Raw genomic sequence first — 19,283 nt, 5'->3', positions numbered from 1 at the left:
CATGAGAGAGAAGCGCATCCGGCCAAGGGAGAGGGACTCGATCATTCAGTCTCTTAGATCCGGCGTTACACCGAAGGTTGGTATTCAGCATATCCAAGTGGGTCGTGTGAATGAAATTAAAGCTCTTTACCGCGACATTGAGCGGATTGCAGACGGCGGATCTGCGTTCCGCTTGATTATCGGTGAATATGGCTCAGGTAAGACGTTTTTTTTGAGCGTTGTGCGAAGCATAGCGTTAGAAAAAAAAATGGTTACTGTAAACGCAGACCTGTCTCCTGACCGGAGGATCCAAGCATCGTCTGGTCAAGCGCGTAATTTATACTCGGAACTGATGCGGAATATGTCTACCCGCAATAAACCTGATGGAAACGCGCTGACCAGTGTTGTTGAGCGATTTGTCACTCAGGCGCGTAAAGAAGCCAATAGTGATAATGAGACGGTAAATGCCGTAATTCACAGCAAACTCTCTAAGCTATCTGAAATGGTAGGCGGTTACGACTTTGCCACTGTCATTGAGGCCTATTGGAATGGCCATGAACGAGGTAATGACGACCTCAAAGCGAATGCTATTCGGTGGCTACGTGCTGAATATTCCACTAAAACCGATGCCCGCCGCGATCTTGGCGTCCGTACAATCATTGATGATGCAGGGTTTTATGACTCACTTAAGTTGATGAGTTTGTTTGTGCGCCAGGCTGGCTACACTGGCCTGCTCGTTAATCTTGATGAGATGGTTAACCTGTACAAATTGAACTCCACTCAGGCTCGGACTTCAAACTACGAACAAATTCTCCGGATGCTCAATGACTGTTTGCAAGGATCCGTTGAAGGCCTCGGGTTTTTACTCGGTGGCACACCGGAGTTCCTTCTCGATCCTCGAAAAGGCCTTTACAGTTACGAGGCTCTTCAATCCAGATTGGCTGAAAACAGTTTCGCTCAACGTGCAGGGGTTGCTGATTATTCTTCCCCCGCCCTGCACCTGGCAAGCCTGACACCGGAAGAGTTGTTCATTCTTTTAAGAAACCTTAGGCATGTGTTTTCCAGCGGTGACCCAGAGCAATATCTGGTTCCTGATGACGCCTTAAAATCCTTTCTCAATCACTGTCATCAGAATGTTGGGGAAGCTTACTTCAGAACACCTCGAAGCATTATAAAGGCTTTCCTCGACATGCTATCGACCATGGATCAGAACCCAGAGATCCAATGGTCAGACTTGGTGGCAAGTGTACAGCTTGAGGAGGATCTACCCAGCGATGTAGATATCGAAATTGATGACAGCGAGCGCGGGCCGGTCTCTGGAAACTATCAAGCAGACGACGATGGACTAGCCGGATTTAAAATCTAATGGATGAATATCAGAAGCTGGACAGGCGTATCCAAAAATGGATTTTCAAACAAGGCTGGCCTGATCTCAGGGAGATCCAAAAAAAAGCAATAGATCCAATCCTGTCCGGCGACACGGATGTTCTGATAAGCGCCTCAACCGCTGCTGGTAAAACTGAAGCTTTCTTTCTTCCGGCAATGTCTGCGGTTGCAGATGACGACGAGGGCTTTGGTATTCTGTATCTGAGCCCTCTCAAAGCATTGATCAATGACCAGTATCGTCGCTTGGATATTCTTTGCGAGATGATGGCAATGCCAGTAACCCCATGGCATGGCGACGCTTCGCAAAGCTTAAAAAATCGCGCTCGGAAGAACCCCTCAGGAATTCTGCTGATTACGCCAGAGTCCTTGGAGGCGATGCTTATCAAACACGCCGGATGGGCTCGTCACGCTTTTGCTAATACCAAATACATTGTGATCGACGAGTTTCACGCATTCATCGGTACGGAGCGTGGCCAGCAGTTATTGTCACTGTTAAACCGGTTAGACCACCTGCTCGTGCGTATGGAATACCCAATTCCCAGAGTGGCACTTAGCGCAACTCTGGGCGACTTGGGGTCTGTGCCACGATCATTGCGGCCAAATGGCAGCATGCCGTGTATCACTATCACAGACTCCCAAGGGCAGGCCACGCTGAAAATGCAGGTCAAGGGATATCGGGATCCGGTTGATCTTAAAGCAAATGATCCTCGGGTCCCGGCCGAGTATCGGATTTGTGAGGAGCTTTATACTCTTTGTCGAGGTGGGTCTCACTTAGTGTTCGCAAACAGTCGTCAGCGAACAGAAGCTATCGCAGCTCAGCTCAGCGATTTTTGCGAAACAGCAGTCGTACCAAATGAGTTCTTTCCGCACCACGGATCTTTGTCGAAAGAACTTCGTGAGGGGCTGGAATCACGTCTACAAAAAGAAACGTTGCCGACTACAGCGATTTGCACAATGACCCTAGAGTTGGGAATTGACATCGGCAAGGTTAACTCGGTCATTCAAGTAACAGCTCCCCACTCAGTATCAAGTTTGCGCCAGCGCATGGGCCGGTCAGGCCGAAGAGGCGATCCAGCAATTCTGCGAATGTTGATTTCCGAAAGCGATATCAAAATGGAATCAAGTCCTAATGATAGATTGCGCATGGAGCTTGTTCAGTCGCTGGCGATGATTAGACTAATGATTACTGACAAATGGTTCGAACCGGCGGACACGAGACAGTTTCACTTTTCCACACTCGTGCACCAAATTATGGCCACAATTGCCCAGTGGGGGGGGATTCGCGCTGATCAATTGTATGCCCTGCTCTGTCGTCAGGGGCCATTTCAACAGATTAGCCCTTCACAATTCATGGCGCTTTTACGCCATCTCGGTGCGGAAGATTGTGTTACCCAGCTCGGTAGCGGAGAACTGGTACTTGGTATTGAGGGTGAAAGACTAGTCAACCAGTACACTTTCTATGCTGTTTTTAAGACTCCGGAGGAGTTCCGCGTAGTCAACGGGGCAAAGACGATTGGGCAACTCCCTGTTGACGCCATGATTCTGCCCAACCAACACATTATCTTTGCTGGTAGACGATGGAAAGTCATCGACGTGGATACCGATGGCAAGGTCATCTATGTCGAACAAACGAAGGGTGGCAAGCCACCAAGGTTTGGTGGTGAAGGGCTAGGTATTCACGACATTATCCGAAAAGAAATGTTCTCGATCTATAAATCCGGGGACTACCGTATAGCTACCGCCAATGGCAAGGTCGACTTCGCCGATAGCGAGGCTCGCAGTCTTTTTAAGGAAGGAGTTGAGTTTTTTGAACGTACGGGCCTGAGTAATAGTTCAGTGATAGAGCAACATGGGCATGTATATGTGTTTCCCTGGCTGGGAGACAAAGTGGTAAATACCCTTTCCGCGATCCTCGTTAGAGCCGGATTCCAGGCAAGTCATTATGCTGGCGCTATCGAAGTTCAGAAGACCTCATCTGATGATGTCCTAGCATGTTTTAAAGGGGTCCTTCAGAAAGAGCTGCCATCGGAATATGAATTGGCCGACATGGTGCCGGAAAAGCACATAGAGAAGTTTGACGAGCTGTTACCGGAGGATTTACTAACGGAAGGTTATGGGCGTCGTATGTTTGATTTGCTCGGAGCACATGCATGGCTCAAGAACCAGTTTTTATAGCTGCTGCTCAAATACCCGATTTTTATCAGATATAACAACAGAATGGATGCAGAGTTATCGGGAGTCCAAATCTGTTTTCTTATGAACCACCGGGTCTGTTGATGATTTACTTTGATAGAGCAAGCGATAGCAAAGCACACGAATTAAGCAAAGACTCTTAAAAGGCCCAGTCACTGGGACGACGACTCTTGGTCGCTAATCGTGAAACTTTGAAGATGGTTTCCAAAATCACTGAACCACTGTACTCACCCTCTCGAGCAAAACATCTAGTTTGTGGCGATCATGCTCAAATATCGCCTGGGCCAACTGACTAAATGTCTTGATATTTTGATTCGGATCGGTGGCGCTGCCAAGTTTTATTGTCGGCCTCGTACTATAAAGGGGTATCTCTTCACTCTCGTTGAAATCCCTTCCACTATTGAAGAGGTTTTTCCACACCGGCGGTAGCTGATCACTAATGTGAACCATGCCGCCGGCTTCGTCTGTACATAGGAAGCGAACGGTTCTGACGCCTGAGGATATCAGCCGGCTGAAACACATTGGACAAGGTTCTAGCGACGTCACCACCCGACATTCGGGTAGATCGTCAAACAATACGCGCCGTTCAAGCTTATTCATCACCACCATTTCTGCATGAGCCTGACTGTCAAAACGCGGTTTAAAAATCGCATTTTCGCCAATGGCAACTGGAAAGCCCTGCGCGTTGAATGCAACAGCCGCAACGCCATAGTTACCCGAAAAAGATGCTTGGGCGGCTACAATACAAACCAGCAAGGCCTCAGCCGCAGCGATGTCGACCGACGACTTAATCTGCTCATGCACCAGCGGGATGGGCACAAGGTTACGCTTTTCGGCCTCCGCAAGGTGGCGCAGATCTATGCCAAAGATGTCATAAAATTCCGCCAATAGACGTCTATACAGATCCCTCTGGGGCCCAGGATCCATCGAAATAAGAAACTGGCTGGCTTTACTGGCAATTGATTGTGCAGGCGAATCGAACTTCATCGGCACTGCACGCGTCGTCAGCTTGGAGAGCAAAGTGAACAGGTTTCTTACGTGATCCAGACGGCAGTCCAGTTTGCTAAGATCGACGACTGAATCCTGAAGGTCAGCGTAATTTCGGTCTGGCTGCAAATTGTAGGTTTGTTTAACTGACTCAAAGAAATCCTGGTCGGTCTTTTCACCTTTACCTAGGTCTTCCATATCGGCAAATTCTGCGTGTCGCAATGACAGATTATCGGGATCTTGTCCGAGGAGGAGTCTCACTATATCTTTTTCAATCACTGCGTAGAGGGCGGCAACAAACTTGTGCTCATCACGGCCAAAAGAGTAAAGACTGTCAACGGCCTCCTCAAGTGCACGACGAAGTACATAATGTCTGAGGGCTGAGGCAATGGCGGGACCATAAAATTCCTCCCACAGAGAGATTGATGAAGCGGTTGCGAACTTGGTTGAGGCAAACCACTCGTTGAATGAAATTATCCAATATTCTTTGGCTAAGAGCTTTTGTTCTTCCGTGTATAAACCCCAACTCTTTGGAAGATTAATCTCGTCCGCATAGTGCAGGTCCTGAATCCTTTCATGAAGCCTTGAATAGAAATCCTTATATTGAGAGCGCAGCTGCAAGAATAATGCGGCGGCAGTGCTATTTTCATCGAGTTGAAGGGTGCGTTTAAAGCTAACCCACGATAGACATGCAGCAACAATGCTGATGGCAGCTGCGAATAAGGCAACCTCGTCGCCTTCTAGCCCACTAGATCTCCACGCGCTCTGGATCATCTCCACGGTCTTCTCCTTATGCCATGAACCCCAATATCTGATATTAGTCGATTCTGTGTATGATGCTTCGCTTCCGCGATGAGTGCTTGAATAAATATTGACCTGAAGAAGAGTTGAAGAAAGAGTTGTTCGAAAAAGGTTTTAGTGTAGATGACGTGGAAAAACTGATTCGTCAACTGTCGGATAGGACAGGTTCCGAGCCAGCCTGATAAATTACTTTCCTAGTTAATATGAATGAAGTGTGAGTGGCTTCAGTGGAACCACTCACTCCTCCCCGATCCCATACCTGCTTTTTCTTGTATGCCTCAGGGTACCAACCTCCCGCCAGTCCGAGCTATCGGTTGAGAGTTTCGGTATGTTTATGTTTTTATTGCTTCTTTAAAGGATTCGATGTGGCGGAATACGGAGCCCTCCGCGTACCGTTTGGTCAGAAAGACGGCCGACTCTTCGCTCCTAAAGATATAGAGCGTGGGCTCGCGTGTAGATGCTCGGGGCGTCTATACGAGGCGCAAGAAGACCCTTCTGTTGTGTGCTATACCTTTCCCGACCTTATCTTGGACGGTTTTAAGTAACTAAGCTCAGGAGCATCGATTAAAAAGTAAGTTCGGCCTTCGGATTTGCTCTTAACAACTAGACGCTTTGCAGCGCCTCGATGAACGCTCGGTGTGTTGATCAGTCCCTCTCAGCAATGACAAAAATATGAGATTCTTTGAGGTCCTCAGAACGATATATGCCTTGCTCAATGGCATCAATCAACGCTGTGTCCACATTGTCCGACTCATAAACGAACTGGAATTTATCTGGATCGTTGTTCCGCAAAGCCTCCTGCTGCTGCTGCTGATAGCTTGTCCTTAACCGGACGATGGATTCGACGTCAGTTTTCTTAACAGCCCGAACTCTAAGAGTTTTCGTCATCGGAGAAATCTCCTATTTTGCTGTGTAACGCGTTGATCTCTGCTTCGGAGGGCTCGCGGGCCCTACTTTCTAGGTACTTTCGTACGACGGTTAGATCGCCAAGTCCGGTGAGTACGCTCTGATTTGCATTGGTTAGCTCTGTTCTGCCAACCAATTCTTCCCACTTGGTTTTATCCAGAGCCTTATTCTCGGTGGTAATGTGCTCAATAATTTCTGCGACTTTAGCTTGTAGAACTTTTTTCTTTTCAGTAACGCCGGTTGCGACTTCATTATACTTTTCCGGGGTCATCTCCGCTTTGAGCCTGGCTTCAATAAGCGCAGCCTCACGTGCCTGATATTTGAGGTTTTGCTCAGCCAACGCCAACGCGTCGGAATCGGCTCCCTGAATGGAAACGAGGCGAGCGCCCCCCTCTGTAGCGAGATTTCGGGCAGCAAGGCCGGTTGCAAAGAACTGAGCAAGGCCACCACTGCCCGATGTAGAGGTCTCCTGGGTGCCACTGGCTGATGCTTTGCCCCCAAATTTAGCCCCGAAACTCGCTAACACGGAATAGGTATCTGTTTGGTTACCATCCACACCAACAAACATGCATTTTTCGCCACAGTTGATCGGTGTTGGAGGTTCTTTTTTAAAATTCTTATTTGCCAGCAAAGGCATCCAAACAACTTCTTGCCGCTTATAGCCGAAGGTAAAGTCAGGCGTGCCTCCGGCCGGGTTAACGGATAAGTCGAGGGCGAATTTCGTATTGGTACTAAATACCATAGTGTTGGTGTGATGGGGTGTTGAGCAGCCCGCAAGTATGGTGAGAAGCGGTATCAACGAACCTATTTGGGGGAAACGGTAGCGCATAGATCCTTCGCTCCAATCGTATCAATGTGATCCAGAAGGTGTTTGAACTGGACTTGGTCATTCACTACAACGAGAACACGGCAATCCGTTGGTACCTGGATGAACTCATCGCTTTTGTATCCAAGGGTGAACCCCTCGCCGATGCTGAACCCCATGAGTTTGTAACCTGCCACATAAAACTGATCGTCCGAAGACGAAACAGGCGGTTTGATGATTCTGGTGTACCCCCAGTGATGAATTACTGTGCGGCCAGCATCATCAGTCGTTACATTAGAAGTAGAGCATCCAGTAAGAAAACCAGCCAAGAGCACGATCCTAAACAAAGGAAGCATTGGTTCAACCAGGCATCGTCTGTGAAGCCGTGTCAATGTGACCGGGCAGCAAGACGCAGAACGGTAAAGGTTTAATGAACGACCTCCCCTGCACTAGACTGTCGGCGGTAACACATTCGTTTAAGCAAGACTGACTGGAAATCCAGCGCCTCCAAACTTGAAAGGAAAACCACCAGCGAACCTTGCCGGTGCCAAAAGCGGGGGCATGAGCTATCAGTGAGTCATGCTTGTTGGCTATTGCTCAGATTAAAGACCGGTTTACCGAACATTGCAAATGAGCGAGTTTTGGTTGCTGGGGTCATGATGGGCTGGGAAATTAGGAGGTGGCCTTGTAACCATCCCCTAAAATCGGTGCATGCGTAATTAGAGTTCTCCCGCCTACAATGAGGCAAACGGAGAACGACATGAAAAAATCGCGCTACAGCGAGTCTCAGATCGTCAAGATCCTGAAAGAGGTTGAGGGCGGTCGCCTGGTCAAAGAGGTGTGTCGTGAGTATGGCATCTCCGATGCGACCTACTACAACTGGAAGTCCAAATACGGCGGTATGGAAGCCTCTGATGTGAAGCGCCTGAAGGAGCTTGAAGAGGAAAATCGGCGTCTGAAGCAGATGTATGCTGAAGTGAGTCTGGATCACAAACTGCTGAAGGATGTCATCGAAAAAAAGCTGTAAAGCCAGCCGTTCGAAGAGAACTGGTGGATTATCTCAAACAGGCTGACGGTGTCAGTACACGCAGGGCCTGTCGAATCGCTGGCATCCGTGACTCTGTGTATCGCTACCGACCGGATAGGTCCCGAGATACTCCGGTGATTGCAGCCCTTCAGACTGCGGCTGAGCGCTACCCAGCCTACGGTTTCAGCAAGCTGTTCAAGGTTCTGCGGCGCTGGGGTCACAGCTGGAACCACAAGTGGGTATACCGGTTGTATTGCGCGCTGAACCTGAACAAACGGCGACGAGGTAAAAAACGGCTTCCAACACGAAACCCCGAGCCGTTGAGCGTGCCAGCAACATTCAATCAGTGCTGGTCCATTGATTTTATGAGTGACAGTCTGTTCTGCGGGCGTTGATTCAGAACGTTCAACGTGGTAGATGATTTTAACCGGGAGGCGCTTGCCATTGAGATCGACCTGAACCTTCCCGCGCCCAGAGTTATTCGGGTCCTGGAACGCATCATCGCCTGGCGAGGCTATCCAGCCAAACTGCGCAGGTACTACGGACCGGAGTTTATCTCCATCGCTCTGGCCGACTGGGCTGAGCAAAACAGCATAACACTGGAGTTCATCAAACCGGGAACACCAACTCAAAACTCCTATGTTGAGCGCTTCAATCGAACTTACCGGGACGAAATTCTGAACATGTATGTGTTCCGGAATCTGACTGAAGTCCGACAGCTAACTGAATCTTGGATGACCGAATACAACGATGAGCGTCCCCACGATTCACTGGAAGACCTGACGCCATGGGAATATCTGGCGAAACACCAACGGGCAGAAAACTCTAATCAGCAGTGCTGCTAAAACAGGGGTGTTTACACCGGGACCTGGCGTTTTAACTGTGGCAGTGAGTCCGGTTGCCTTCCCAAATATCATGTTCGGCCCAGTCCCTGAATACCAAAGAAAAACTCTAACCAATCACGTTCGGCCATGAGGCTTGACTTAGGTATTTTAGTGCCTTGCAGATGGCAGCCTTTGGAACCAGACAATGATAACCTCCTCCAGCCTGTATCTGGGGATGGCTACCAAGAAATCTTTTGTCAGCGGTTGCTGAAAAATTTTCAACTCACCTGTCTTTGTTGGAACGTCTCCTTGGCGACGCTGAATATTTGCTGGTTAGTCAACTCCAGGAAAATGATTCTAAGCATCAAATTTTGTTTCCCTTAAAGCCTCACAGACCCCATCGATTCCTGGGAATATAGAGCCCGCAGTAATACCCATGAACTTGAGATCCTTCATCGCCTCCTCCCTGTCTATGTAGGGTATGTCCACTGCATGAATGTATTTGGTGCTATTCATCTGTTCGCGAAAAAGGAGATGGCTCTCGATATCCGCAACATTGGTGACAGTAGTTACTGCCTGCTGCGGCGATTGCCTGGGATTATTCACTGACAAAAACTCCATCACCGAAAGATGGGGCCGAGGCAAGACGAGTTGTGTCAGCTGGTTGAAGTCCAACTTCCATGCTTCAGCGTCGAAAAGAAAAATTCTCACGTGGCCTTCTTCTTTCGAGTTTTTTTTAACATCGCGAAACGCGAAAAAAGCAGCTACGTAGGGAGAGTAGGACCAATCAAGAAGCGGTGTCGGATAACCATGGTGCTGTAATAGGTTGAGAAATGCACCGTTTTGGTCTGGCACAGTCAAATCAAATAAGTGATCAGTTAGACCGCTCAGTTGCCTATGCAGAGTGCGAACATCAGTGTTGATAAACTGATTTATTCGATATCGTCCTCGGCGATGAAATGATGTCCTGAGTGGCCAGTCTTGTGCCTGTCCACGGAAGAGAAAATTCGAGTCGGCAAAGTCCGAAAGGTTGGCCTTAAACTCGCCCCATCCCAATACGCCTGCTTTAATTTTAGACCGTTTAGGTGCATAAAACCTGGAAGCAACACCGCTGAACCGATCTGGACTATCAACCGATTGGAGAGATAAATTACCCCCCTTTAAGCTTATATCGACATCAAGTTCGTCATTGTGAAAGACAGATTCTGGATAAAGATGCTTAATCGAATCCCATTTTGCTTGTTGCGCACTTCTGGGATCAAACGGGTTCACAAATGCCTTTACACGTTGTTGGTTCCCCTTATCGATAGTTGCCGCATATCCAATTGAAGCAGGAATGTCACTATCGAAGGGTGCAATGTAGACTTCACACTCGAAGTGGTCACCCACCTCATCGATATTGACTAGCATGTCTCCTTCAACGTTTTGTACCCTGTATGTCCCTGTCCACTGACCTCGCACGTCAATTGTCTCCTACTTAGTTAATACTGGGCACCTCAAAAGCCCAATCACCCCACCGACCGCATGACCCTACAATCTCTACCTGATCCAGGATGGGTTCTACTCCGTTTCTGCGCCAGATCATGAACCCCCCTATGGCACAGTGTGCCTCTTTTTAAAAGTGTTCGCACTAAAGGGGTAGAACCCCTTCTCGGTGATTTTCCGGAATCGGTGTTCACATTCCCAGTACCGGTGTTCACGCTCGCTGGAATACGCGCGCAGGAGGACTCTTGTGAAAGGCGCGAGGATAAACCCTCAATTGTATGCTATACCCTCCCCATGCGTCGCAACGAATAGTCTGCGATCGTCTTTTAGGCTTCCATGAGCTGAAACAAGAATCTTTCTAATAGTTAAAAAGTGTTCAAAGGAGTGAGTATTCGATGGCCCACCAACAGTCCCCAGAACTCCTGCCAGTTCAACAAACAGTGACGGTTAGCGATTTAAGTCGCAGTCCTACTCGTTGTTTTCAGGATCGCACAGTAGCTGTTACTAAGAGGGGAAAAACGATTGGCTATTTGCTCAGCCCAGCACTGCTCGAACGTGGCTTGGCCTTACTTGCTGAAACCGAGGACCCAAATGGGACTCACTGATGCCTGGCTTCAAAGTGTTAGTTCAAAACCATACCCATGAAAGCGTTGTAACAGCAGGGGAATTGGAGGTAGAAATGGTAAAGATGCTGCTGCAAGGCAAAATAGCCAGAGACACCAGCAGAAGAGCAAGCATGATTAATGTGACTCCGCCTTTGACTTTTCACCAAAAGCGTCTTTGACCATGGCGCTTCGGGCTTCATCCAAATCCATCGTCAAGGTGCCTCGACCCACAACCTTCATGGACACTATGGAATTGTCGTTGAGCAGTTCGATGATTTCCCTTTCTTCTGGGGAGAGACGCCGTTTTAACCACTTGCTTACGAATTCAATGGCCATATTTAGTCTCCTGAGTCCATTTTTTCTCATTTTAACAAAGGTTTCCACACAGTTTTCGCAGGAGCAACAACACGTTTCTCCATACCTTCGCCCCGATAAGTCCCATTTCTGGCCAGAAAAACTTGACTCTTAAGTTCTTCCAAAACGTGACTTGTGCAGCAAAGCCCATCAAAAATCTGCGTTTGACGAAGGTGTCCTACTGGAACTTTTGGTTTCATGATCAAATTTCCTCGTGTTACTACCAATTATTTTCATATTTGATCAAAACTTCTTATAACAAAATGCGATATATAATATTTTATATATAATTAATTATACATTTAGAATTCATGTATTTACCATGATGAACACTTCGAAAATCATAATATTATAAAAATTAAATATATGATTTTTAAGGTTTTTATATAAAATCTAGTATGGACGCAGATAATTTGTAGCGCTAGTCTTTCCCCAAGTTGAGGATTAAGACATGCCTGTAAAAAATCGCGAAAAGTATTCCCGGATTAAACCTGCCATCGAGTTCTACTCGAAGAAAAACCGAGGACAGATGTTCTGTGAGAGCAGAACCGAAGTCGGTGCTTTATACGAATTAGAATTTGATACAACTATCCGTCGCTACCAAACCCAACCGGACACATTCTCTTACCGAAGAAACGGCTGTAAGCGACGCTATACCCCTGACGTTCTTTGTGAGGGCACTGACGGACGATTCTGGTTTGAGGAAATTAAGAGCTGGAGGGGTGCGAACGCGCCACTTTTCCAGAACAAACATCAATTTCTGACCGAACTATTTAATGACGTCCTTGGCGTTCCTTTGAAACTGCGCCTATCGACGGCTCCCTACAACTGTAAATGGCGAGGGAACCTGGCGTTCCTGTACCGATACCTGGGATACCCATTCTGTGACACGGCCTATTCCGCGCTTGGATCGGTTCGGGAACCCACCACGGTTCAAAGTGTTCTCGCCCGCTCCAATGGAGTAAGGCTTGATTTAAACACAGTCTATGCTGGTCTCGCTCAAGGACTGCTCGGTTTCGACAGTCGCCAACAAATTGGCCCTTGGACAACCGTATGGGGGGCTGACTATGCATAAGTCATTGTTTGCTCCGGGTAGCCGTATTGTCTTGGACGGTAAGAACGCCATTATCGCTAACGAGAATGAAGACTTTTTTATCCTATTTACGGAGGACGCCGCGCAGAAGGAAGTTTCGAAAAAGGTACTTCAGATCGCTTACCAAGAGGGGCGAATGCGTTTTAACGTCGACAGCCCAGACTCAGAAATCGCTCGAAAGCCTTTTTTGACGACGAAAGAAGCAAAAGAAGCTGCGCGCTTGCTCGCCTATCTTGAGCCCATGACCCACTACGACAACACCGGCAGTACAAATACCGCCGCAACAGTCATTAAAGACGTAGTGAAAAAGCACGGAGATGCCGTAAACCCAGTGCCTCGTCCGATCACTCTGTATAAGTGGTTTAGAAAGTGGACACAAGCTGGCAAAGATATATTGGTCTTTTTCCCCGCTGGCAGAACGTCGAGGAGGAAATCTTCGATCGCACCTGAGTATCTGGAGTTGATGACCAATACTATTGATGAGCTGGTACTAACTCGCAATCACTGCACAGTTGCCAGAGCCTACCGCGAATTTCGGTGCCGAGCGAAAGCTCTTGAGTCCAAGAATCGCATTCCAAGTCAGCAGGCTTTTTACGACCATTTCCATCGAACCGACCCGCGAATCAAAATCAAAAAGCAGCAGGGAAACTCTGCGCTTGTCGAGGCAACTCGAATTGCTCTGCGGACCTACGAGGTGCGACACCCTCTTGAACGAGTAGAAATTGATGCTGTCCATGTGACCATGGCCTTGCTGGACGAGCATCTGACATTGATTGCTAATCAGTTGGTTATTTACCTTGCGATAGACGTTTACTCCAAAGCGATCGTTGGCTTTGCGATGCAATACGGGTTCAATAAATCAGAGAATGCCGAGGGAGTGACTGAATGCCTGAAGTCAATATTGCACGATAAGCATCATGACTTTCCGTATCTCACCAAACCCTGGCCAGGCGGAAAGCCGACAACCATTGTCGGTGATCCTGGCACCGCGATCATCTCTGAGTCGTTCACGAACCTCGCTGGGCATTACCAGATTCACCGAGAGGTAACCGAGGCTCGACAAGGCTGGAAAAAACCCCACATCGAAAGCTATTTCAAAGTTCTAAGAGCAGATTTTCTACAACGACTGAGGGGCTATGTTCCTAAACGATCTCCCGGCTTCAAACTGGACCATAAACTCAAGGACATACGGGGTTTCATGGCCCATGAAGTCGAAAAAATGATGATTACCTATTTGGTCGAAGGCTATAACCATGCGGCTCAACCAAAGCTCAATGGTATGACGCCTCATGAAAAATGGCTGGAGGGCGTTGAGAAATATGGCGAACCTGAGATGGTTGATGATTTGAGCTTTGCAAACTCATTTGGTGGCACCCTGACTAAACGTGTACTTGATCCGAACAAGGGTATCTATCAAAACAAACTTCGCTACCACTCTGTTGCACTACAGAATCTCTATTTTGAGTCAGTCAAAAAATACGGTGAAAAATGCAAGGTTGAGGTGCGCTCGTCATCGCAAGATCTGACGCAAATCATGGTTCTTGACCCTAAATCGAGGACGTATTTATCCGTCCCCTGCACAAAGGATCTTCCCGAGGGTATGACCTTGACGAAGTTTAAGGCGCAGTCGAAGGTGGTCCAGCAATGGACACAGAAAGACACACTCAAGGACTCAGCTGAATTCGAAAATTCCCAGTCTCGTGTACGACAAATCGAGGGTTCTAAGCGAAGCCGCAAACAGCCTGAAGCAACTGAAGCACAGTTGATTACGGACCAGCAGCTGGAGGGTTACTTTTCTCAGGGGGAGAAGAACTCAGATCTGACGAAATCTGTCTCAGTGGCTATTCCAGAACCTCTCATCGGTGCAACCGAATCAGACCCGGAGCGAGCAACTCTGCCGGAAGCGCCCAACGACCGAAAAATGACGGTCAGGAGGCGTAACTCATGAGCCGCATTAACGAGAAACGAGAAGCTTTTCTGGATACCATCATCGAACACCCGGCCTTTGGCCAAGCCCTGGATGCCATTAAGCGAATCCACGCAAATCGGGGGCCGAGGGCGAAAGGAACGATTGTTTACGGTGATTCCGGTGTGGGGAAAACCACGCTAATCGATGAGTACCTCATGGAAAACCCAAGGGTTGAAGAAAGGGATCGCACACGCATTCCAGTTGTGAAAATTGAGACTCACAGCGGCCAGACCGACAAGATGATTGTACAAGAGGTCTTACATGCCCTGAATTGGCCCTACCCCTCAACCGCAACGATGCCCAAGCTGTTTGCTCTCATGAAGAAGGCATTCAAAGAACTTGGTGTGGAACTGGTTTTTTTTGATGAATTCCAGGAGGTGTTGCCTCAGAAAACAAAAGAATTCCCGCAAATTGTGCGCTTCATTAAAAGGGCTATGAATGAGACCGGCGTGCCCTGGATACTTGTCGGCACGGATCAAGTTCAGTCGACGCTCGAGTTGGGCGGTAACCAGATGCGTCGTCGTTTTAAAGGAGCCTATCACCTCCGGGCGTTTTCAATTCGGTCTCGTGAAGATTACTTGGTTTTTCGAGATTACATTGATCTCTTGCAACAGGCGCTCCCCTTTCACTGCAAGCATTTGACCGAGGAAAACAATCTCCTTCGGCTGTACTGCGCAACCCTCGGGGTACCCGGGTTTATCGCCAATCTACTTGATGAGTTGATCGACTTTCAGAAGGATGACGAGGTAATCACCCTCGATCACCTGGCTCAAGCGCACCAAAGGGCATTTGTCGGGTCAGGCGACACCACGGCAGGCGCTTTTCTTTCCCAAAATCCGTTTCTTTTGCCGATTGCAAAAGTGAAAGAAATTGCGGGGAGGTTGTGATGCAGCTTCCATATCGACCACTACCCAGTCCGGATGAGAGTCTACCGGGATTCAGTGTGAGATTAGCCACAATCTATGGCTTCAGAAGCCCGGACGCTTTCTCTCGCCAAGTCTTCGGTGATTCACTACCTCGTTTCTTGCCGGATAAGTCCGTTTCAATGGATAAATGGCTGGATTCGCTTGAGAGCATTTATGGCTGTAATCCTTCATCCCTTAGCGAGCATTTTGTTCATCTAAGGCAGAAATATCAGTGTGAGGATTCGCGACGGATCATAACGGACATCACTATTGGCTCACCGAGAATCTGCGAGCATTGTCTTTCAGAAAGCCACTACCATCGCTTTGAATGGCAGATCGCTCACCGGATTGTTTGCGACCTGCACGTCAGTCCAATCCTGGATTCTTGTCCTGAGTGCCAGTGCTCGTTCAAGTGGGACGAGAATATCCTCAGTGGCTGTAAAAGCTGTGGATACATTTGGGGATCAAGGGGCCCAAACCCTCAGCAATGGCAAGACTACCTGAAGGCGCAACAGTCGGTCTCTGATCTAGACAGGCTGTATCGGGGCTACCTCCATTCTGCGTTCAGTAAAGGGCACAGTGTCTGGCCTAGAGCCCAGGTTCCTTACGATCCAAAGCTACATTCTCAGCTTATGCAAAGCGCTTACCGTTTGGTTTGTGATCCAGAGTGGAACGAAGCGCTGTCCAGGAGGTATCACTCCCTTCGACCAGAGGGCCATTTTGATAACGGTTTAGCTGAGACGCATGCCTTACGAATAAAGAACTTGGCGAGCCCAATTGCAGCGGCACATGTGTCCTTCGGCGAGGATAAACCGGTCTTACCCGACGTTCCTGAATTGGTGATACCGAAAAAACATCAAAAGCACTTTATATCGGTGCAAGCCGAGGATATCTGTGAGTCCGATACTGTAGCGGCAGTATTAGGACTGTCCATTTCTCAAGTTAACCAACTAGTCTCCAGGAACGTCATTCGGTGTCTATCAACATCACAGATTCTTCGGGACCGCGTTTTCAACTTAAGAGAGGTATCCGATGATATTTCGCATCTCTTTGGAAAGGTATCTCCCGAACCGGCGGAAAAAATCAGTAGGCTTACTATCGATGAAGCGGATGGCATAGTACAGAGGTACGGATTCGACCTGGTGGACTGCATCGAATGGCTACATTCGGGAAGCTTATCTTTCTCATTGACCAATGCTCCAGGGTGTTTGGCACGAATTAGGATCGAAAGGGAGACACTCATTGAGCACTGCGAGTCCTCGTTCATGAGACGAGCCGCTGATGAAGAGTTGGACCGCTTGACCGTAATGAAAATGCTTGCGGTGCCGGAAAATGTACTCGATTTTCTCGGCAAAGAGGGAATGCTGCCAAGTGAGCGGTGGTACGGTCCTGGTGTTCGCTACGAATTCAGCACTATCAAAGAATTCTTGAGTAGTTACCGCATTGCCAGACGGGAATCATTCATCCAAGGAATCCCAACTTCAGAAATATGGAAACGACTCAGTCCTTCAAAGGCCGATGTGCTTTTGACAGAACTGCCAGGTGGGCATTTTGTGGGTATTGTTAAACGGGACAAACTGCCAGTGAGCGAGGCGGCGTAAATGACGGACGATGACAAGCAGAAAAGCGGTGTTTCCTCAATGTCAGCTTTTAAGGCCAGAAGAGGTCTTCGACGGTTGCTTGATGAATATGCCGCATCTCTACCGCCGCCATCGTCACGATTCCCCTATCTCATTTTTCTCTATCCAGAAGATCTGGCTGTCGATTCGCGACACCTTCTTTTCGAACAGCTTAACCGGCGTGCCCACAAATTCGGTCAAACCTTGGTCATCACTGACGTCGGTTTTGATCGGGGTGGGTTCTACGTAAATTTTGACGAGATCGGCTCGTGTGACAAAGATCCGGATTACGACGATCTAATCGATAATTGGAACGCTGCTCTCAAGTGACACCCGCCAACCGCTGCGATCTGTAGCGGCACTCCCTCTCCCCTTCGCAACCATTCCGAATTGACACTATCCTGATAGCAGTCCTTTCAAAACCAACGTCTTTCAGAGCTATTTGCCATTCACTGCGGTAATGCTATATTACTTTAAGTGAACCGCCTATATTCATGTTTTTAAATATTTTTAAAGGAAAAAAACTTACGTTTTAGCTTTATTTTTTCGAATAACTTACGCTTTAGCTTTAAGGAAAAATTTACGCTATCTGTATTCTCTTTCTAAGTCCCTGATTCCACGATACCCAAAATTTCCAGCCAAAACGTAATCACCACAAAAAAAAGCCCGTGGCTTTTGGGCGCACGGGCTTTGTTGCGAGGCTGGCTCAGAAATTGAACTGAACACCCAGGCCTATACCGTCTACGGTAACGTCGCTGTCATCGTAGTAGCGCATATACTCGAGATTACCGGACAGATTCTGCGCCATCTCGAAGTTTACGCCGGCACCGTAAGAGAAATCTGACTCATCGTCTGAACGGTTACCAACCTCAAGTTCAACTCGAGTGAAACCGAGAACTGCATATGGCGTAAACGGGCTTTCATTAACCATATTGAAGGTAGCGTAGCCGCCAAAGAAGTTGTCGAGCTTTACATCAACTCCGGCAATTTTATCGTCGTCTACACCAAAGCCGGCGCGCGCTTCCAGGCCAATATATTCATTTGCCATTACTCCAACTTTGCCGGACAGAGTTCCAACGTCTGCGTCAGCGAGTCGCCCGTCAATGTTTATAAAGGTGTAGTTCAGCCCTGCATACAGCGCTCCAACGCCAGACTTGTACATATCTGCGGCCGATGCTGTGCCTGCCGTAGCGATACCAGCGGTAGCAATAGATGCGATCAGCAAGTTTTTTCTAATAGTCATCAGCACTTCTCCTCAAAATAAACAGCGTTGTTTTCCATCTCCCTATAATCTGACCCATCAAATGTGTGATAGCCATAGATGAAATCCAAATTTACGGCGTTTTAACCTTCCGTTAACCTTGCCTTCTGCCCTCTCTTTGCTTGCTGACGCTCGATACCCAACACTATTCCGGTAACGGAATAAACTCTTCCTCATCACCCGGCACCTTTGGAAACGTCTGAGCTTTCCACTGGGCCTTGGCTTGCTCAATGCGTTCGCGACGGCTGGAAACAAAGTTCCATTCCATGTAACGCTTGCCCAGGTTCTCACCGCCAACAATCGCAATGCGGGCATCGCGTTTTGCAGTTAGCTCAAGCCCAGGTTTATCGGACAACACTGCCATGGCGAACTCGGGTATTGTCGTGTCTCCGGCGCACAGTTCGCCTGCAGCGATGTAAACTGCACGCTCGTCTGCATCTGGCACTTTGATGCTTTGCCCGGCCTTCAGATGTGCTTCAACGTAAAGAGTGTCTGCAAACACTTTCACTGGCGACGTTTTACCGAAAGCGCTGCCCATAATGACTCGAATGGGCACCTCGTTTACATCAACCCGAGGGATGTCAGCACTCGCATAATGATAAAAAGCCGGGTCGATCTCTTCATCTGCTTCAGGCAGCGCCATCCATAGCTGGAGACCGTGCAGGCGATGTGTTGTTGCCGTAATTTCTGGCCGCTCTCGCTCAGAATGGGTAATACCTTTGCCTGCAACCATTAGGTTAACGTCGCCTGGGCGAATGGGCTGAAGACTTCCCAGTGAATCCCGGTGCAGAATTTCACCTTCAAAAAGGTATGTAACGGTGGCCAGGTTGATATGGGGGTGTGGTCGCACGTTGATGCCGTCACCGGCGGCAAACTCCGCAGGTCCCATATGATCAAAGAATATCCAGGGACCAACCATACGTTTCTGAATAGTTGGGAGCACGCGTCTTACTGAAAAACCGCCCAAATCCCTGTCGCGAGGTTCAATCAATAGCTCAACCTCCTTACACCCGGCAGGTTCCGAACACTCCTGGTCGAAAGCTTCGTCCGGGCGTTTCGTAAGATTGCTCATTACTAATCTCCT

16 protein-coding genes and 1 pseudogene are annotated in these 19,283 nt (G+C 48.3%); 8 read left to right on the top strand and 9 right to left on the bottom strand.

Annotated features, from left to right (window positions below; genetic code table 11):
* The first annotated feature begins 1 nt into the window (after position 1).
* Entirely contained in the window at positions 2–1,345 is a 1,344-nt protein-coding gene (locus tag RKA07_RS11680) for an ATP-binding protein (RefSeq protein WP_310966389.1), read from the top strand.
* Positions 1,345–3,540: a DEAD/DEAH box helicase gene (locus RKA07_RS11675; protein WP_310966388.1), complete on the top strand. Its 2,196-nt coding sequence runs from the start codon at positions 1,345–1,347 to the stop codon at positions 3,538–3,540. Before RKA07_RS11680 ends, RKA07_RS11675 begins: the two co-directional genes overlap by 1 nt.
* 228 nt (positions 3,541–3,768) lie before the next feature.
* Here the strand turns inward: RKA07_RS11675 and RKA07_RS11670 are convergent, their stop codons facing one another.
* The 4 genes from RKA07_RS11670 to RKA07_RS11655 form a co-directional block, all read right to left on the bottom strand.
* Positions 3,769–5,319: a nucleoside deaminase gene (locus RKA07_RS11670; protein ID WP_310966399.1), complete on the bottom strand. Its 1,551-nt coding sequence runs from the start codon at positions 5,317–5,319 to the stop codon at positions 3,769–3,771.
* 672 nt (positions 5,320–5,991) lie between these two features.
* Positions 5,992–6,234 (bottom strand): hypothetical protein, encoded by a 243-nt coding sequence (locus RKA07_RS11665; RefSeq protein WP_310966387.1) that lies wholly within the window; start codon positions 6,232–6,234, stop codon positions 5,992–5,994.
* Complete coding sequence (locus RKA07_RS11660; RefSeq protein ID WP_310966386.1) at positions 6,218–7,081, bottom strand: hypothetical protein; 864 nt, start codon at positions 7,079–7,081, stop codon at positions 6,218–6,220. Before RKA07_RS11660 ends, RKA07_RS11665 begins: the two co-directional genes overlap by 17 nt.
* Complete coding sequence (locus RKA07_RS11655; protein ID WP_310966385.1) at positions 7,057–7,236, bottom strand: hypothetical protein; 180 nt, start codon at positions 7,234–7,236, stop codon at positions 7,057–7,059. Before RKA07_RS11655 ends, RKA07_RS11660 begins: the two co-directional genes overlap by 25 nt.
* A 581-nt stretch (positions 7,237–7,817) precedes the next feature.
* On the opposite strand from RKA07_RS11655, the pseudogene RKA07_RS11650 reads away from it, so the two are divergent.
* Positions 7,818–8,929 (top strand): annotated as a pseudogene (locus RKA07_RS11650) (IS3 family transposase).
* 336 nt (positions 8,930–9,265) lie between these two features.
* Here the strand turns inward: RKA07_RS11650 and RKA07_RS11645 are convergent.
* The 3 genes from RKA07_RS11645 to RKA07_RS11635 all read right to left on the bottom strand — a co-directional run bounded on the left by RKA07_RS11645 (position 9,266) and on the right by RKA07_RS11635 (position 11,552).
* Positions 9,266–10,318 (bottom strand): FRG domain-containing protein, encoded by a 1,053-nt coding sequence (locus RKA07_RS11645; protein WP_310966384.1) that lies wholly within the window; start codon positions 10,316–10,318, stop codon positions 9,266–9,268.
* An 815-nt stretch (positions 10,319–11,133) separates the two neighbouring features.
* Positions 11,134–11,334, bottom strand: coding sequence for a hypothetical protein (locus tag RKA07_RS11640; RefSeq protein WP_310966383.1), 201 nt, complete (start codon positions 11,332–11,334; stop codon positions 11,134–11,136).
* Positions 11,335–11,360: 26 nt separating this feature from the next.
* Positions 11,361–11,552, bottom strand: coding sequence for a hypothetical protein (locus RKA07_RS11635; protein WP_310966382.1), 192 nt, complete (start codon positions 11,550–11,552; stop codon positions 11,361–11,363).
* A 251-nt stretch (positions 11,553–11,803) separates the two neighbouring features.
* On the opposite strand from RKA07_RS11635, the gene RKA07_RS11630 reads away from it, so the two are divergent.
* Genes RKA07_RS11630 through RKA07_RS11610 form a run of 5 tightly spaced genes read left to right on the top strand, consistent with a single transcriptional unit; the run spans position 11,804 to position 17,268 of the window.
* Positions 11,804–12,427, top strand: a complete 624-nt coding sequence (locus RKA07_RS11630) for a hypothetical protein (protein ID WP_310966381.1) — start codon at positions 11,804–11,806, stop codon at positions 12,425–12,427.
* Complete coding sequence (locus RKA07_RS11625; RefSeq protein WP_310966380.1) at positions 12,420–14,393, top strand: integrase catalytic domain-containing protein; 1,974 nt, start codon at positions 12,420–12,422, stop codon at positions 14,391–14,393. The genes RKA07_RS11630 and RKA07_RS11625 overlap by 8 nt, the downstream gene beginning before the upstream one ends.
* Positions 14,390–15,301: a TniB family NTP-binding protein gene (locus tag RKA07_RS11620; protein WP_310966379.1), complete on the top strand. Its 912-nt coding sequence runs from the start codon at positions 14,390–14,392 to the stop codon at positions 15,299–15,301. Before RKA07_RS11625 ends, RKA07_RS11620 begins: the two co-directional genes overlap by 4 nt.
* A complete protein-coding gene (locus tag RKA07_RS11615; protein ID WP_310966378.1) occupies positions 15,301–16,920 on the top strand; it encodes a TniQ family protein in 1,620 nt (539 codons plus the stop codon). The genes RKA07_RS11620 and RKA07_RS11615 overlap by 1 nt, the downstream gene beginning before the upstream one ends.
* On the top strand, positions 16,921–17,268 hold the full coding sequence (locus RKA07_RS11610) for a hypothetical protein (RefSeq protein WP_310966377.1): 348 nt from the start codon (positions 16,921–16,923) through the stop codon (positions 17,266–17,268).
* 376 nt (positions 17,269–17,644) lie between these two features.
* Here RKA07_RS11610 and RKA07_RS11605 read toward each other — a convergent pair whose 3' ends face one another.
* Together RKA07_RS11605 and RKA07_RS11600 are read right to left on the bottom strand one after the other, a co-directional pair.
* Positions 17,645–18,181 (bottom strand): porin family protein, encoded by a 537-nt coding sequence (locus RKA07_RS11605; RefSeq protein WP_200371838.1) that lies wholly within the window; start codon positions 18,179–18,181, stop codon positions 17,645–17,647.
* A 163-nt stretch (positions 18,182–18,344) separates the two neighbouring features.
* Positions 18,345–19,271 (bottom strand): pirin family protein, encoded by a 927-nt coding sequence (locus tag RKA07_RS11600; protein WP_200371837.1) that lies wholly within the window; start codon positions 19,269–19,271, stop codon positions 18,345–18,347.
* Positions 19,272–19,283: the final 12 nt, after the last annotated feature.

The organism is Marinobacter xiaoshiensis, assembly GCF_031631795.1.
Taxonomy (GTDB): domain Bacteria; phylum Pseudomonadota; class Gammaproteobacteria; order Pseudomonadales; family Oleiphilaceae; genus Marinobacter; species Marinobacter xiaoshiensis.
This window is presented reverse-complemented; position numbering and strand designations above follow the sequence as displayed.

What these genes read in the sequence shown, in the direction of transcription:
- RKA07_RS11645 (WP_310966384.1), bottom strand. Translation starts at nt 10,318, where the DNA reads ATGCTAGTCAATATCGATGAGGTGGGTGACCACTTCGAGTGTGAAGTC.
- RKA07_RS11655 (WP_310966385.1), bottom strand. Translation starts at nt 7,236, where the DNA reads ATGGGGTTCAGCATCGGCGAGGGGTTCACCCTTGGATACAAAAGCGAT.
- RKA07_RS11600 (WP_200371837.1), bottom strand. Translation starts at nt 19,271, where the DNA reads ATGAGCAATCTTACGAAACGCCCGGACGAAGCTTTCGACCAGGAGTGT.
- RKA07_RS11635 (WP_310966382.1), bottom strand. Translation starts at nt 11,552, where the DNA reads ATGAAACCAAAAGTTCCAGTAGGACACCTTCGTCAAACGCAGATTTTT.
- RKA07_RS11605 (WP_200371838.1), bottom strand. Translation starts at nt 18,181, where the DNA reads ATGACTATTAGAAAAAACTTGCTGATCGCATCTATTGCTACCGCTGGT.
- RKA07_RS11630 (WP_310966381.1), top strand. Translation starts at nt 11,804, where the DNA reads ATGCCTGTAAAAAATCGCGAAAAGTATTCCCGGATTAAACCTGCCATC.
- RKA07_RS11640 (WP_310966383.1), bottom strand. Translation starts at nt 11,334, where the DNA reads ATGGCCATTGAATTCGTAAGCAAGTGGTTAAAACGGCGTCTCTCCCCA.
- RKA07_RS11665 (WP_310966387.1), bottom strand. Translation starts at nt 6,234, where the DNA reads ATGACGAAAACTCTTAGAGTTCGGGCTGTTAAGAAAACTGACGTCGAA.
- RKA07_RS11610 (WP_310966377.1), top strand. Translation starts at nt 16,921, where the DNA reads ATGACGGACGATGACAAGCAGAAAAGCGGTGTTTCCTCAATGTCAGCT.
- RKA07_RS11660 (WP_310966386.1), bottom strand. Translation starts at nt 7,081, where the DNA reads ATGCGCTACCGTTTCCCCCAAATAGGTTCGTTGATACCGCTTCTCACC.
- RKA07_RS11625 (WP_310966380.1), top strand. Translation starts at nt 12,420, where the DNA reads ATGCATAAGTCATTGTTTGCTCCGGGTAGCCGTATTGTCTTGGACGGT.
- RKA07_RS11670 (WP_310966399.1), bottom strand. Translation starts at nt 5,319, where the DNA reads ATGATCCAGAGCGCGTGGAGATCTAGTGGGCTAGAAGGCGACGAGGTT.
- RKA07_RS11620 (WP_310966379.1), top strand. Translation starts at nt 14,390, where the DNA reads ATGAGCCGCATTAACGAGAAACGAGAAGCTTTTCTGGATACCATCATC.
- RKA07_RS11680 (WP_310966389.1), top strand. Translation starts at nt 2, where the DNA reads ATGAGAGAGAAGCGCATCCGGCCAAGGGAGAGGGACTCGATCATTCAG.
- RKA07_RS11675 (WP_310966388.1), top strand. Translation starts at nt 1,345, where the DNA reads ATGGATGAATATCAGAAGCTGGACAGGCGTATCCAAAAATGGATTTTC.
- RKA07_RS11615 (WP_310966378.1), top strand. Translation starts at nt 15,301, where the DNA reads ATGCAGCTTCCATATCGACCACTACCCAGTCCGGATGAGAGTCTACCG.